The following is a 13,639-nucleotide window of genomic DNA, read 5'->3' as shown; positions in this document are numbered from 1 at the left end:
ATGCTCATCGCTTCGTCTCCCGAAAAGCGTATGCTCAGTTCACGGTCTTGGTCTCTCCCGATGCCATCAACTGCGTAAAGGTCTGCTGCTGCCCAAGCCACGTCTTGTAATCCTCGTCATTGTCGACGATGACGGTGCCGCGCATCTGCGGATGGCCGACGCCGCAAAGTTCGGCGCACAGCACTTCGAATGTTCCGGTGCGGGTCGGGGTGAACCAGAAATAGGTGACCATGCCCGGCACCATGTCCATCTTGGCCCGGAACTCCGGCACGTAGAAATCATGCAGGACATCAATGGAGCGCAACACCATCTTTACCGGCTTATCCATCGGCAGATGCAGCTCGCCGCCCGAAATGATAATGTCGTCGAGCCCGGCCGGGTCGTTCTTGTTGATCCCCAGCGGATTGTCGCTGGTCACATCGCGCGTCTCCGACGTGCCGAGTTTTCCGTCGGCGCCCGGCAGTCGGAAACTCCATAGCCATTGCTGCCCGACGACCTCGACTTCGGTGGCGTCGCTCGGGACGGTCACGAACTGATGCCATACGAAGAGACCAGGCGTAAGCATTGCCGCAACGCCGATGGCGGTTACCGTCGCGAGCCAGAATTCGAGCTTACGGCTTTCAGGTTCGTAGTGCGCTTTCAATCCCGGCCTGTGGCGGAAACGAAAGACGCAGTAGGCAACGAAAAGGACAACTGCGACGAAGACAACGCCGGTGATCCAGAATGTGACGATGATTGTATTGTCGATGTAGTGCCAGTTGGAGGCAATAGGCGTCCACCACCAGGGACTCAACAGATGAAACAGAACTGACGCAACCGCTACTAGAACGAGAATGAGTACGACAGCCATTTCTTGCCACCTCCCTGCCGACATCGGCTGTGGACATGAACATGCAATCTGTAGGCGCCCAAAGGTAGCATTGCACAAAGAAGAAAAACAGGCAATGACAGCAAATTTACACCCTAGGTTGTATTTTCCGTGACCGCGAAAGGTTTTGTGCAGTGCACAACTTTATGTCCGGAAGATTTACTGAACGAATACTTATTGCCCATGCGGCAGGTGGTATCCGCCGTTAACAGGCAATGACAGAATCCCGTTTGGAGTCTGCCCGCGCAGTGAGTTGGCTAAAATATCACAACGGCCGCAGCTGCTTAGTTGCCGTACCATTTGCCTCGATGCCAAGACAGGCCTCATCCGCAGCGACGAAACGCCGTTGCGCGCTATTACGAGCGTCGAACTGATCTTTACTTCGACATTTCAATTTGCCCGCGCGCGCTGTCGGAAGCCTTGCCTCGCCATAGCCATATGGCTATTGACCCTGCGCGCCCGCGTATCTGGGTCTCGAGCGGACCGCGAAGGACGCCCGACTTGAATGGATCGGCATTCTCCCCGGCGGCGCGCAAAATTTCTTCGCTCAACGCCAGTTCCGCCCCGTTGCTTGCGGCCACTTCCATCAACCGGCTCGCGACGTTCACCGTGTCGCCCGTCGCGGTGATCTGCTGCCGCGTGCCGCTCCCCAGCCGCGAAGCCACGATCGTGCCGAAATGGGCGCCGACCTTGAAGCCGATACGGGAACTGACGGCCTCAGGCAGCGCATCCAGCCACGCGCGCGTCCGGTCACAAAGGCCAACGCAGCAATGGGCGGCATTGAGCGCGTCATCAGGACGCGACGCGGGCAATCCGAAAAGGATCATGGCGCCATCGCCCATGAAGCTCGTGATCGACCCGCTGCTGGCGGCGACTTCTTCATCCACCAGCTGGTAGAATCCGTTGAGGAGTTCGCGCGTCGCGTTGGGGCCCAAGGTTTCGCTAAGACCGGTGAATCCTGAAAGATCGACAAACACAACGGCGGCATCCTGGCGCACTGGCGCTGCCAGGAAATCGGGATTGCGTGCCAGCCAATTGCCGAGTCCCGGCGCCTGCACTTGCTGCAGAAGCTTGCTCTGTTCAGCAAAATGTTGCGCCCGTCGCCTTCCGATCCACAACTGCGTTGCGCCGAAGGCGAGTGCCGGGGGTATGGCCGCAACTAGGGGAACCGCGGCGCTCAGCCAGACACCGTTGAAGAAGGCGGCGAGGTTGAGTGCGAACCAGGCAAGAACCACGCATAGCGCTGCGATAAGGCCAATGGCATTGCGCCGCCAGGCGAGAAGGCTGACCAGGATGACGGGAAGGGCGGCAGCGAATCCCGCATCGACCAGCCTGACGGTGTGATCGCGGATGAGGGCGCCACCGCTCATCAAGTGGGTTATCGCTGTCGAAACAACCTCCACTCCCGGCAATACCGGATCGAAAGGAGTCGGAAAAACGTCGCCGCCGCCGGTAACGGTGGTTCCGATGACGACAATCCGGTTCTCGATGCTTTCGCGTGGTAGTTTACCAGCAAGCACGTCCGCGGCGCTGATGGTGCTGATCGACCCGCGCGTGCCATAGAAGCTCAGCGGCAGGCCCTGGCCGATATCGGTTCGGATAATTTCGTCGCCGAGCAGCAATCTGCCGGGTTCCACGGCAGGTTCGACACCCTTTGCAATTGAAACCACCCGAAGCGGAAAGGATGCCTCGATGTCGCCGCCACTCTTGAACAGCATCGGAACGAGCCGTGGCGTTCCGTTTCGATCGGTCGACACGTTAACGACGCCGGTCGCAGCCACATCGCCAAAGGCAGGTAAGGGCAACAGGAAGCGCTCAGCGTCGGGTACGCCCGATAGCGGGTCGGCGGCGTCATTCTGGGTTCGTTGCTGACCCTGCGGAAAAACGGCCGCCGCCGCAAGCACGACCGGTGCTTTGGCCAGAGACTGAACCAGCCGTTGGTCGCCCTCGGCCGGCCCCGGATCGATCAGCAACGTATCCACGCCGATGACCTTGGGCTTCAAGGCGGCAATTGCGTCGATCAACTCGGCAAGCTTTGCTCGCGCCAGGGGATAACTGCCAGTTTGGCTGACAGCCTCGTCGTCTATGGCGACGATGGTGACGACGTCAGGTGCTGGCTTCTGGCCACGGATGACTGTCCGCAGGTCGGTCATTGTCGCTTCGACCCGATCGATGAACCACATGTCGCCGCGTAGATGCGCAAGGCCAAGCCCTGCGCCCCAAATTCCTGCGACAACGAGGGCGATCAGCGTCTGGAGCGCTCTTCCGCTCATGAAATTATTGGCCGAAGCGTGCCATCAATGCCGCTACGCGGGGACGCGGCCAGCGTTTCACGGTGAGGGGGCTCGTGCCTTGATCGACATCGACACCTTCGCCGGGCCCGAGAACGACCCCGGCATTTGCGGAGGGTCGCTGCACGCCGACTTGCCCACGCTCGACGAAGACCGAAGTCTTGCCAGCGCCGACATCTACCGCCCACTTCGTGCCGCGCACCGCAGCGATCGCCTGTGGGGTTGTCACCTGAAACCCGGTGCCGGAACCCGGGGCGAAGTCCAGGAGCAGCGCCTTGCTTTGCAGCCGGACGCCGTCCACACGGTTGTCCCGGTTGCGGTCGACAAGCGAGTAGCGGGCACCCTTTTCAGCAATGATCGTCAAGCCACCCGTGCACTTGAGCATTTGGCGAGATGTGCCACCGACCTGCTGCAGCGAGCAGCCTGACTTGCCGACCTGCGCCGATGCCATGCTCGCCGAAAACAAGATGGCGAACAGCGACAGCGCCGCACCGCGGAAATAACGGGTCATCAGTCCCATGGAAATCTCCTTGCTTGTACCGGCGACTACGATCGTCCTGGACGATGGTACCACGCCCCTCCGTGAATATAGCCAATCCACTGGCTATAGTCGCCATTTTGCAACTCTTGCGTGAACCAGATATACCAGGGTTGCAAGTTCATCATTTGAACTAGTCGTCAAAAGCAGAAATCAGTCCAAACTTGTAGCTGCGTTTCTTGAGCGACGCGATGAGCGATTGCAGGTTGGCTGTTCCGTTGAAGCTGTCCTGAAACATTTCGTCATGCATGAGCAGGATCAGCTTGTTCGGTCTTGCCAGCTTACCGTAGGCAAAAAGATGCTCGATCTCGCTGACGAGGTGATCGACACTCTGCACCGGCTTGCCGCTGTCGTCGTGTACCCATTCGTGATCCCAGCCGTAAAGATAGTAGCCGGAGGCAGCCACGAATTCGAAGCCGGGCTCCTCGCGGTGATCCTCCGGTTTGCCGATCGCCATGTCGTCGGATGACATGTCGGGCAGGCGGAAGACGTTCCGTCCGGGCAGGCGTGCATAAATCGGTGGACCCTTCAATCCGAGAACCTTGTTCGCCCTCGCAAGGTCGGCAAGGAGCCCTTCGACCGAAGCATAGAAATATTTGTAATGGTTATAGGCATGGCTGTAACTGTGATTGCCGATCGTCACGAAGGGCAGCGACTTCGCTTTTGCCACGAGCGCCTGCCGTTCCTTGCTCGCCTCGGCATGCAAACCGACCATGAACAACGCTGCCGGCACTTGCTCGGCGTCCAGGACATTAAGGATATTCGACGTTCCGTTGAGCGGGCCGTCGTCGAATGTCAGGTAGATCGTTTTGTCGGCGGCCATTGCCGGCGCGGGTCCGAGCAAGATTGCAAAGAGCAGAGCGCGATAAAACGGTGAATTCACGAATGACCCCTACGACAATCAGACTGCAACCTATTGCTCGCAAGGAATGAGTCAACCATCGGGCGAAGCATTTTCCGGTCGTTTGCGCTATCTGTGGATGCTGCCCATATCCGGATAAAGCTTGTCGAAGAAAGGCAGGCACTGCGCGCCCTTGCGGTTGAGAAAATCCTGGAACGCCTTCATGGCCGGCGACAGGGTGCGGTCGGTGCGCACCACGGAGAACCATTGCCGGCGGATGGGCATCCCGACCACGTCGAGCATGACCAGTTTGCCGACTTCGAGTTCGAGGGCGATCGTGTGAGCAGAAATGAATGCCACGCCGAGCCCGGCCATCACCGCCTGCTTGATCGTTTCGTTCGACGACATTTCGGTTCCAAGATCATCGAGCCTCCCGGGCAACTCGCTCAGAAAGATCTCGAGAGAGATGCGTGTCCCTGATCCGGGCTCGCGTACGAGGAAGTGTTCCTGGGCTATGCGTTCCTTGGTTATGTCACGGCGTTTGGCCAAGGGATGGTCTGGAGCGGCGATGACGACAAGGGGGTGATCGCCGAATACGGCCGAGCGGAGCGGGATATCCTTTGGTGGCCGGCCCATCAGGGCGATGTCGACCTCATGGCTCTTGAGACTGGCAATGGTCTCGGCCCGGTTGCCGATAAGAAGCTTGATGGCAATATCCGGATGTTCGTTCCTGAAGGTCGCCATCAGCCGCGGCGCAAAGTATTTCGCGGTTGATACGACGCCGAGATTGAGGCTGCCGACCCGCACGCCCTTGATTGCGTCAATCTCGTCATCAAGGACACGCAGCCTCTCTTCGATCATCTGGGCGGCATCCAGAAATGCGAGGCCAGCGGCAGTAGGGCGAAGCCCTTCATTGGTCCGGTCAAACAGCGACACCTTCGCCTCCTCCTCGACGAGCTTCAACTGTATTGTGACCGCAGGCGGGGTCAGACGAAGCGCGTTTGCCGCAGCAGCGATGGTTCCGTGCTTCATGATGGCCTGGATTGCACGCAATTGCTTGAGGGTAAGATTTCGCATCCAACGAAGTTAAAATAATTTAGTGATCCGGTAAATATATTAAATTTTACTTACGGATATGAAGCTGTTTCCATGAACCCGAAGCTTGACACGGGAGAGACGTCAGGCACGGGAGGAATACGATGACCACGGCGACACTAGACGCCTTTCTTGGGTCCTATTGCGAAAAGGGCGACGAGATCCGCATCGCGGTTTCCGCCGTCGTTCGCCACCTTTCTCTCACCGCCGTCAAGGTGCGCAACACCATCAATCAGGGTGCTCTGGGAAAGGCCTTCGCGAGCAACCAGGGCAACAGGAATACAGGTGGCGACACACAAAAGGAACTCGATATCCTTGCCGATGACATGTTCATCGAAGCGATGCGGCAGGCGCCGGTGGCGGTCTACGGTTCGGAGGAACTTGAGCATCCAGCCATTCTCAACCCTTCAGCTCCACTGGCGCTGGCCATCGACCCGCTCGACGGGTCCTCGAACATCGACACCAATGTCTCGATAGGGACGATCTTCTCCATCCTCCCGGTGGCTGGTGAACCGGACAGCGAGCCTGATGCTTCCTTTTTGCAAAAAGGGGAGGCTCAGCTCGCTGCCGGCTTTTTTATCTATGGACCGCAGCTCGCCCTGGTTCTGACCCTTGGCAGCGGCACCCACATCTTCGTGTTTTCCTCGAGGCTCGGCACCTTTGTCCAGGCCTATGAGAGCATCGTCATTGCCGACCGTGCGCACGAGTTTGCGGTCAACACGGCCAACTACCGCCATTGGGACGAGGCGGTACGTCTCTATGTAGACGACTGCCTCAAGGGCAATGAAGGTCCCCGGGGACGCGACTTCAACATGCGCTGGGTCGCCTCGCTTGTTGCCGAGGCCTATCGCATCCTCGTGCGCGGCGGCGTTTTTCTCTACCCCGGCGACCGGCGCAAGAGCTATGGCGAGGGACGGATCAGGCTCGTCTACGAAGCAAATCCGGTAGCTTTTCTGATCGAGCAAGCCGGCGGCGCCGCAACCGACACGCAAAACCGCATTCTCGGGCTGACGCCGCGAGGCATGCACCAGCGGGTTCCGCTGATATTCGGCTCGTCCCGGGAAGTCGCGCGGATCAGCCGGTATCACACGCAGCCAAGCAGCATCGGCGAGCGAGCACCGCTCTTCAGCAACCGTGGCCTGTTCAGGGCCTGATGGGAGACGACCATGTCAGCAAAGCATCCCATCATCTCCATCACGGGATCTTCAGGCGCCGGGACCACCTCGGTCAAGCGCATTTTCGAACTGATTTTCCGGCGCGAGGAGATCGAAGCGGCGTTCATCGAGGGCGATGCCTTCCATAAGTATGACCGTAACGCCATGAAGGAAAAGGTCGCGGAGGAAGAACAAAGGGGCAATCCCAACTTCACGCACTTTCATGCCGATGCAAATGAACTCCACAAGCTCGAGGAAGTTTTCGGGGAATATGGCCGGCGCGGCACGGGCCAGACGCGTAGCTATATTCACGATGAGGATGAAGCGAAGGTGCATGAAGCGCCGGCCGGAACCTTCACGCCATGGCGCAACTTTCCGCCGAGCGACCTGCTCTTTTATGAGGGACTGCATGGTTGCGCCGTGACGGACGAGGTCGACCTTGCCCGCCATGCCGACCTGAAGATCGGCGTCGTCCCGGTCATCAATCTCGAATGGATCCAGAAGATCCACCGCGACCGGGCAACGCGCGGCTATTCGACCGAGGCGGTTATGGATGTGATCCTGCGCCGCATGCCGGACTATGTCCGCTATATCACACCCCAGTTCACACTTACGGACATCAATTTCCAGCGTGTTCCGATCGTCGATACGTCCAACCCGTTTATCGCGCGCTGGATACCGACTCCCGACGAATCGATGCTCGTCATTCGCTTCGCCAAGCCGCGCGGCATCGATTTCCCCTACCTGCTGTCGATGATCCACGATTCCTTCATGTCCCGGGCGAATTCCATCGTCGTTCCCGGAAACAAGCTGGATCTCGCAATGCAGCTGATTTTGACCCCGCTGATCATGCAGCTGATGGAACGCAAGAACCGAGCCTCGTGAGGAGAAGACGATGAACACCCAAGCTTTCCTTCAAGAGACCCCAACCGCCGAGATTGTCAGCGAAAGCGACATGGCCAATGCGATCCGTGCGCTCGCGATGGACAGCGTGCAGAAGGCCAATTCCGGCCATCCGGGCATGCCGATGGGGATGGCCGACGTTGCGACGGTTCTGTTCAACCGCTTCATCAAGCTTGATCCCCTGCATCCACAGTGGCCGGATCGCGACCGCTTCGTCTTGTCGGCCGGTCACGGCTCAATGCTGCAATACGCTCTGCACTATCTGATCGGCTATCCCGATATGCCGATCGAGGAACTGCAGCGGTTCCGCCAGCTCGGCGCCAAGACCGCCGGCCATCCCGAGTACGGCCATGCCCAGGGTATCGAGACGACCACGGGACCGCTCGGGCAGGGGCTTGCAACGGCGGTCGGCATGGCCATGGCCGAGCGGCTTCTGCGCGAGCGCTATGGCGAGGAAATTGTCGATCACTTCACCTATGTGATCGCCGGCGACGGCTGCCTTCAGGAAGGGATCAGCCATGAGGCGATCGATCTTGCCGGACACCTGAAATTGTCGCGTCTTGTGGTTCTGTGGGACAATAACTCCATCTCGATCGATGGCCCGACATCGCTCTCGACGTCGATGGATCAACTTGCGCGGTTCGAGGCGGCCGGCTTCGAGGTTGAAGAGATCGATGGGCATGATTTCGAGGCGATTGCCGCCGCCATTGCGCGGGCGCGTTCATCCAACCGGCCGTCGCTGATCTCATGCCGGACGATTATCGGCAAGGGTGCACCAAAGCTGCAGGGAACCGAGAAGACCCATGGCGCACCACTTGGTGAGGCCGAGATCGCAGCCACCCGGCTCGCCATCGGCTGGCCGCACCAACCCTTCGACGTTCCGGAAGCAATCGTCGAGACATGGCGCAACGTCGCCCGCCGTGGTGCAGACGAACGCCGTGAGTGGTGCGTGCGGCTTTCCGCGTCGCTCCAGACGGAAGCGTTCAAGCAGGAGGTTCAGAAGCAGCTTCCTGCGGAGCTGTTTGACGCGCTGAATGCGTTTCGCCGGGAGCACGTGGAAAAAGCAACCAAGGTTGCAACGCGCAAGGCCTCGGAGATGGTGCTCGGCGTCATCAATGGTGCAACGCAAATCACGATTGGAGGGTCAGCCGACCTTACCCATTCGAACCTGACAATTACCCCAGGGCTTCGCGACATTACGCCTGACGATTTTACCGGCCGCTACATTCACTACGGCATTCGCGAACATGCGATGGCCGCCGCGATGAACGGCATCGCGCTGCATGGCGGTTTCGTTCCTTATGGCGGCACGTTCCTGGCCTTTGCCGACTATGCGCGCGGCGCCATTCGGCTGTCGGCGCTGATGGGTCAGCAGGTCATCTACGTCATGACGCATGACTCGATCGGCCTTGGCGAGGATGGCCCGACCCACCAACCGATCGAACATCTTGCGATGTTGCGCGCAACGCCCGGCATTAACGTGTTCCGCCCTGCCGACATCATCGAGACGGCGGAATGCTGGGAACTTGCCCTGCGCTATACGGACCGGCCGAGCATCATCGTTTTGTCGCGGCAGAACCTGCCCATGCTGCGCCAGGGGCATGTCGAGGAAAATCGTTCGGCGCGCGGCGCCTACGTCCTTCGCGAGCCCGCTGAGCCCCGCGCGGTCACCCTTCTTGCAACAGGCTCGGAAGTCGAGATCGCCTGCACGGCCGCCGATATCCTGCGCGGGCAGCACAAGATCGCGGCAGCGGTGGTTTCGATGCCGTCCTGGGAGCTGTTCGAAGCCCAGACGCCCGCCTATCGCCGGTCGGTTCTCGCTGCTGCGCCGCGCGTTGGAATCGAGGCGGCGGCCCGGCTCGGGTGGGATCGCTGGATCGGCGAGAAAGGGGCCTTCATCGGCATGCAGGGCTTCGGCGCGAGTGCGCCCGCCTCCGATCTTTACCGTCATTTTGGCATCACGCCGGAAAACATCGTCGCGACCGCGCGCAAACTCGTTAACAAGGAATAGCGATCATGGCTCGAATTACCCTGCGGCAATTGCTCGATCATGCGGCCGAGTATGGCTACGGCGTTCCCGCCTTCAACATCAACAATATGGAACAGGGGCTTGCCGTCATGGAAGCCGCCGCGGCCTGCGACGCTCCCGTCATCTTGCAGGCCTCGCGGGGAGCCCGCTCCTACGCGAAAGATCTGATGCTGGCGCGCATGATCGATGCGCTGGTCGATATCTATCCTTCCATTCCCGTCTGCATGCACCAGGACCACGGCAATGACGAAGCCACCTGCCTGACGGCGATCCGGCATGGCTTCACCTCGGTCATGATGGATGGATCGCTCGAAGCCGATGCTGCAACGCCTGCCTCCTATGCCTACAATGTCGAGATCACCCGCCGCGTGACGACGATTGCACATTGGGTCGGGGTCTCGGTTGAAGGCGAACTCGGCGTGCTTGGATCGCTGGAGAGCGGCGAGGCGGAGGCCGAGGATGGACACGGCGCGAGCGGTGTACTCAGCCATGAGCAACTGCTGACCGATCCGGATCAGGCGGTCGATTTCGTCTTGCGCACCAATGTGGATGCACTCGCGATTGCCTGCGGCACGTCGCACGGCGCCTACAAGTTCACCCGCGCGCCGGATGGCGATATCCTCGCGATGGGTGTGATCGAGGAAATCCATCGCAAGCTGCCCAATACCCACCTCGTCATGCACGGCTCGTCCTCCGTTCCTCAAATGCTGCAGGACGTAATAAACCGGTTCGGCGGAGAGATGCCGCAAACCTATGGCGTACCGGTCGAAGAGATCGAGCGTGGCATTCGTCACGGCGTTCGCAAAGTGAATATTGACACGGACTGCCGCATGGCGATGAGTGGCCAATTCCGCCGCATCGCTGTCGAGCACCCCGCTGAATTCGATCCGCGAAAATTCCTGAAACCGGCCATGGATGCAATGCGCGATCTCTGCCGCGATCGGTTCGAACGTTTCGGAACCGCGGGCCAGGCATCGAAAATCAAGGTCATCGGCCTCGACGACATGGCCAAACGCTACGCCGCGGGCAAACTCGACCCGCAGCTCGCTGCAGCCAAGGCTGCCTGACAGGACCCAATCAACGGAAAGGACCCTACAAATGCTGAACAAGTCAGAGACGGTTACGGGAAAGGAGCGCTACAGATCCGGCGTGATGGAATACAAGAAGATGGGCTACTGGGAGCCGGACTACGAGCCCAAGGATACGGACATTATCGCCATGTTCCGCATCACGCCCCAGGACGGGGTCGATCCCATCGAAGCCGCGGCGGCGGTTGCCGGCGAATCCTCGACCGCTACCTGGACGGTGGTCTGGACCGATCGGCTGACAGCGACGGAAAAGTATCGGGCGAAGGCTTACCGCGTCGATCCCGTTCCAAACGGGGAAGGCCAGTATTTTGCTTATATCGCCTATGACCTCGATCTCTTCGAACCGGGTTCGATCGCCAACCTGACGGCATCTATCATCGGCAATGTATTCGGCTTCAAGCCGCTGAAGGCGCTGCGTCTTGAGGATATGCGCCTGCCCGTCGCCTATGTGAAGACTTTCCAGGGTCCGGCAACGGGCATCGTTGTCGAACGCGAACGCCTCGACAAGTTTGGCCGCCCTCTGCTCGGAGCGACGGTAAAGCCGAAGCTTGGCCTTTCGGGTCGCAACTACGGCCGCGTCGTCTACGAAGCACTGAAGGGTGGGCTGGACTTCACCAAGGATGACGAGAACATCAATTCGCAGCCCTTCATGCACTGGCGCGAACGCTTCCTCTACTGCATGGAGGCCGTCAACAAGGCGCAAGCAGCAACCGGCGAAATCAAGGGTACCTACCTCAACGTGACGGCCGCCACCATGGAGGACATGTATGAGCGCGCCGAGTTTGCCAAGGAACTCGGCTCCAACATCGTGATGATCGACCTCGTGATCGGCTACACCGCCATTCAGTCGATGTCGAAATGGGCCCGCCGCAACGACATGATCCTGCATCTGCATCGTGCCGGCCATTCGACCTATACCCGGCAGAAGTCGCACGGCGTCTCGTTCCGCGTCATTGCGAAGTGGATGCGGCTGGCGGGTGTCGACCATATCCATGCTGGAACGGTGGTCGGCAAGCTCGAGGGCGATCCGGCGACGACCCGCGGCTATTACGATATCTGCCGCGAGGACTTCAACCCGATGCGGCTTGAGAACGGCGTATTCTTCAATCAGCATTGGGCATCGCTGAACAAGATGATGCCGGTTGCGTCCGGCGGCATCCATGCCGGACAGATGCACCAGCTGCTCGATCTTCTCGGCGAAGATGTCGTCCTCCAGTTCGGTGGCGGCACGATCGGCCATCCGCTCGGAATCGCCGCCGGCGCGACCGCCAACCGCGTAGCGCTGGAGTGCATGATCCTTGCCCGCAACGAAGGCCGCGACATCGTCAACGAGGGTCCCGAGATCCTCCGCATGGCCGCGCGCACCTGCCAGCCGCTCCAGCAGGCGTTGGACATCTGGAAGGACGTCACTTTCAACTACACATCGACTGACTCGCCGGATTTCGTTCCGACAGCAACCGCAGCAGAATAGGAGGACAATATGCGTGTCACACAGGGAGCCTTCTCGTTCCTGCCGGATTTGACCGACGAACAGATCGCAAAACAGGCGCAGTACTGCATCGACAATGGCTGGGCAGTGAGCCTGGAATTCACCGACGATCCGCATCCGCGCAACACCTATTGGGACATGTGGGCCCACCCGATGTTCGACAATCCCGATGCGGCGGCGCTGATGATGGAGCTAAGGGAATGTCGCAAGGTATATGGCGACCGCTATATCCGCTTCGTCGCCTTTGATAACAGCCATGGCTGGGAGTCGGTGAAGCTTTCGTTCCTGGTCAACCGGCCGGCGGAAGAGCCCGGTTTCCATCTGGCCCGGCAGGAAGCGGGAGGGCGTGTCGTGCGCTATACGACGCGCGCCTATGCAGCCGACAAACCAGCGGGGCAGCGTTATGGCTGATACGGCCGTCCAGGAACTTCCGGCCGAGGACAGAATCGCGGCGGCACCTGCCGCCGTCGATCTGCGCGCCGAATATGTCGAATCCGGCGTTAAGGACGTGCTCGATGAGCTTGACCGCGAGTTGATCGGATTGAAGCCGGTAAAACAGCGCATCAAGGAAACGGCAGCGCTGCTCCTGGTCGAGCGCGCCCGCCGGCGTATGGGATTGGCGCATGAGACGCCGACTCTGCACATGAGCTTCAGCGGTAACCCCGGTACCGGCAAGACCACGGTCGCGCTGCGCATGGCAGATCTCCTGCATCGCCTCGGCTATATCCGCAAGGGACACCTTGTTTCGGTGACGCGTGATGATCTTGTCGGGCAGTATATCGGTCATACCGCGCCGAAGACGAAGGAAATCCTCAAGAAGGCGATGGGCGGAGTGCTCTTCATCGACGAGGCTTACTATCTTCACCGGCAGGAAAACCAGCGCGACTATGGCCAGGAGGCCATCGAGATCCTGCTTCAGGTCATGGAAAACCAGCGCGACGATCTCGTGGTAATCCTCGCCGGTTATGCGGACCGCATGGACAAGTTTTTTGAAAGCAATCCGGGCTTCCGCTCGCGTATCGCCCACCACGTCGATTTTCCTGACTACGGCGATGACGAATTGCTGAGTATTGCTGAAACGATGCTGTCGAAGCAGAACTACCATTTCGACGATGAAGCCCGCGCCATCATGGCAGATTACATCACGTTACGCCGGCAGCAGCCACATTTCGCCAATGCCCGTTCCATCCGCAACGCACTCGACCGGGCGCGCCTGCGACAGGCCAACCGGCTCTTTGAAAGTTCGGATGGTCCGATCGATTCGCGTGCGCTTTCAACGATCACTGCGCCCGACATCAGGGTCAGCCGCGTCTTCGCAATGTCCAGGCAGGAGGAATGATCAT

General features: G+C 59.6%; 12 protein-coding genes. 7 read left to right on the top strand and 5 right to left on the bottom strand.

Going from position 1 to position 13,639, the window contains the following annotated elements:
* Window positions 1-34: 34 nt before the first annotated feature.
* The 5 genes from BLR72_RS21365 to BLR72_RS21345 form a co-directional block, all read right to left on the bottom strand.
* Window positions 35-850 (bottom strand): cytochrome c oxidase subunit II, encoded by an 816-nt coding sequence (locus BLR72_RS21365; RefSeq protein WP_091951819.1) that lies wholly within the window; start codon window positions 848-850, stop codon window positions 35-37.
* Window positions 851-1,245: 395 nt separating this feature from the next.
* Complete coding sequence (locus tag BLR72_RS21360; protein WP_091951817.1) at window positions 1,246-3,141, bottom strand: CHASE2 domain-containing protein; 1,896 nt, start codon at window positions 3,139-3,141, stop codon at window positions 1,246-1,248.
* A gap of 4 nt (window positions 3,142-3,145) precedes the next feature.
* Entirely contained in the window at window positions 3,146-3,610 is a 465-nt protein-coding gene (locus BLR72_RS21355) for a FecR domain-containing protein (RefSeq protein ID WP_228017046.1), read from the bottom strand.
* Between the two features lie 220 nt (window positions 3,611-3,830).
* Window positions 3,831-4,580 carry a polysaccharide deacetylase family protein gene (locus BLR72_RS21350; protein WP_244506791.1) on the bottom strand — a complete coding sequence of 250 codons (750 nt, stop codon included), beginning with the start codon at window positions 4,578-4,580 and terminating at the stop codon, window positions 3,831-3,833.
* Window positions 4,581-4,667: 87 nt separating this feature from the next.
* A complete protein-coding gene (locus tag BLR72_RS21345) occupies window positions 4,668-5,615 on the bottom strand; it encodes a LysR family transcriptional regulator (protein WP_027232913.1) in 948 nt (315 codons plus the stop codon).
* Between the two features lie 122 nt (window positions 5,616-5,737).
* On the opposite strand from BLR72_RS21345, the gene BLR72_RS21340 reads away from it, so the two are divergent.
* The 7 genes from BLR72_RS21340 to cbbX are packed head-to-tail and all read left to right on the top strand — an operon-like array spanning window position 5,738 to window position 13,635.
* Entirely contained in the window at window positions 5,738-6,787 is a 1,050-nt protein-coding gene (locus tag BLR72_RS21340; RefSeq protein WP_091951815.1) for a class 1 fructose-bisphosphatase, read from the top strand.
* 12 nt (window positions 6,788-6,799) lie between these two features.
* Window positions 6,800-7,672, top strand: coding sequence for a phosphoribulokinase (locus tag BLR72_RS21335; RefSeq protein WP_027232911.1), 873 nt, complete (start codon window positions 6,800-6,802; stop codon window positions 7,670-7,672).
* A 10-nt stretch (window positions 7,673-7,682) separates the two neighbouring features.
* Window positions 7,683-9,701: a transketolase gene (gene tkt, locus BLR72_RS21330; RefSeq protein WP_091951813.1), complete on the top strand. Its 2,019-nt coding sequence runs from the start codon at window positions 7,683-7,685 to the stop codon at window positions 9,699-9,701.
* Between the two features lie 5 nt (window positions 9,702-9,706).
* Window positions 9,707-10,786, top strand: a complete 1,080-nt coding sequence (gene fba, locus BLR72_RS21325; protein WP_091951811.1) for a class II fructose-bisphosphate aldolase — start codon at window positions 9,707-9,709, stop codon at window positions 10,784-10,786.
* 31 nt (window positions 10,787-10,817) lie between these two features.
* Window positions 10,818-12,278, top strand: coding sequence for a form I ribulose bisphosphate carboxylase large subunit (locus BLR72_RS21320; RefSeq protein WP_091951808.1), 1,461 nt, complete (start codon window positions 10,818-10,820; stop codon window positions 12,276-12,278).
* Between the two features lie 9 nt (window positions 12,279-12,287).
* A complete protein-coding gene (locus tag BLR72_RS21315; protein ID WP_091924701.1) occupies window positions 12,288-12,707 on the top strand; it encodes a ribulose bisphosphate carboxylase small subunit in 420 nt (139 codons plus the stop codon).
* Entirely contained in the window at window positions 12,700-13,635 is a 936-nt protein-coding gene (cbbX, locus tag BLR72_RS21310; RefSeq protein WP_091951806.1) for a CbbX protein, read from the top strand. Before BLR72_RS21315 ends, cbbX begins: the two co-directional genes overlap by 8 nt.
* Window positions 13,636-13,639: the final 4 nt, after the last annotated feature.

It is taken from the genome of Phyllobacterium sp. YR620 (assembly GCF_900104165.1).
In the GTDB taxonomy this organism is placed as follows: Bacteria; Pseudomonadota; Alphaproteobacteria; order Rhizobiales; family Rhizobiaceae; genus Phyllobacterium; species Phyllobacterium pellucidum.
The sequence above is the reverse complement of the archived record's forward strand: the minus strand, read 5'-3'. Positions and strand labels throughout refer to the sequence as shown.

Coding starts and splice junctions, on each gene's coding strand:
- BLR72_RS21365 (WP_091951819.1), bottom strand. CDS start 850: ATGGCTGTCGTACTCATTCTCGTTCTAGTAGCGGTTGCGTCAGTTCTG.
- BLR72_RS21360 (WP_091951817.1), bottom strand. CDS start 3,141: ATGAGCGGAAGAGCGCTCCAGACGCTGATCGCCCTCGTTGTCGCAGGA.
- BLR72_RS21355 (WP_228017046.1), bottom strand. CDS start 3,610: ATGGCATCGGCGCAGGTCGGCAAGTCAGGCTGCTCGCTGCAGCAGGTC.
- BLR72_RS21345 (WP_027232913.1), bottom strand. CDS start 5,615: ATGCGAAATCTTACCCTCAAGCAATTGCGTGCAATCCAGGCCATCATG.
- BLR72_RS21340 (WP_091951815.1), top strand. CDS start 5,738: ATGACCACGGCGACACTAGACGCCTTTCTTGGGTCCTATTGCGAAAAG.
- BLR72_RS21335 (WP_027232911.1), top strand. CDS start 6,800: ATGTCAGCAAAGCATCCCATCATCTCCATCACGGGATCTTCAGGCGCC.
- tkt (WP_091951813.1), top strand. CDS start 7,683: ATGAACACCCAAGCTTTCCTTCAAGAGACCCCAACCGCCGAGATTGTC.
- fba (WP_091951811.1), top strand. CDS start 9,707: ATGGCTCGAATTACCCTGCGGCAATTGCTCGATCATGCGGCCGAGTAT.
- BLR72_RS21320 (WP_091951808.1), top strand. CDS start 10,818: ATGCTGAACAAGTCAGAGACGGTTACGGGAAAGGAGCGCTACAGATCC.
- BLR72_RS21315 (WP_091924701.1), top strand. CDS start 12,288: ATGCGTGTCACACAGGGAGCCTTCTCGTTCCTGCCGGATTTGACCGAC.
- cbbX (WP_091951806.1), top strand. CDS start 12,700: ATGGCTGATACGGCCGTCCAGGAACTTCCGGCCGAGGACAGAATCGCG.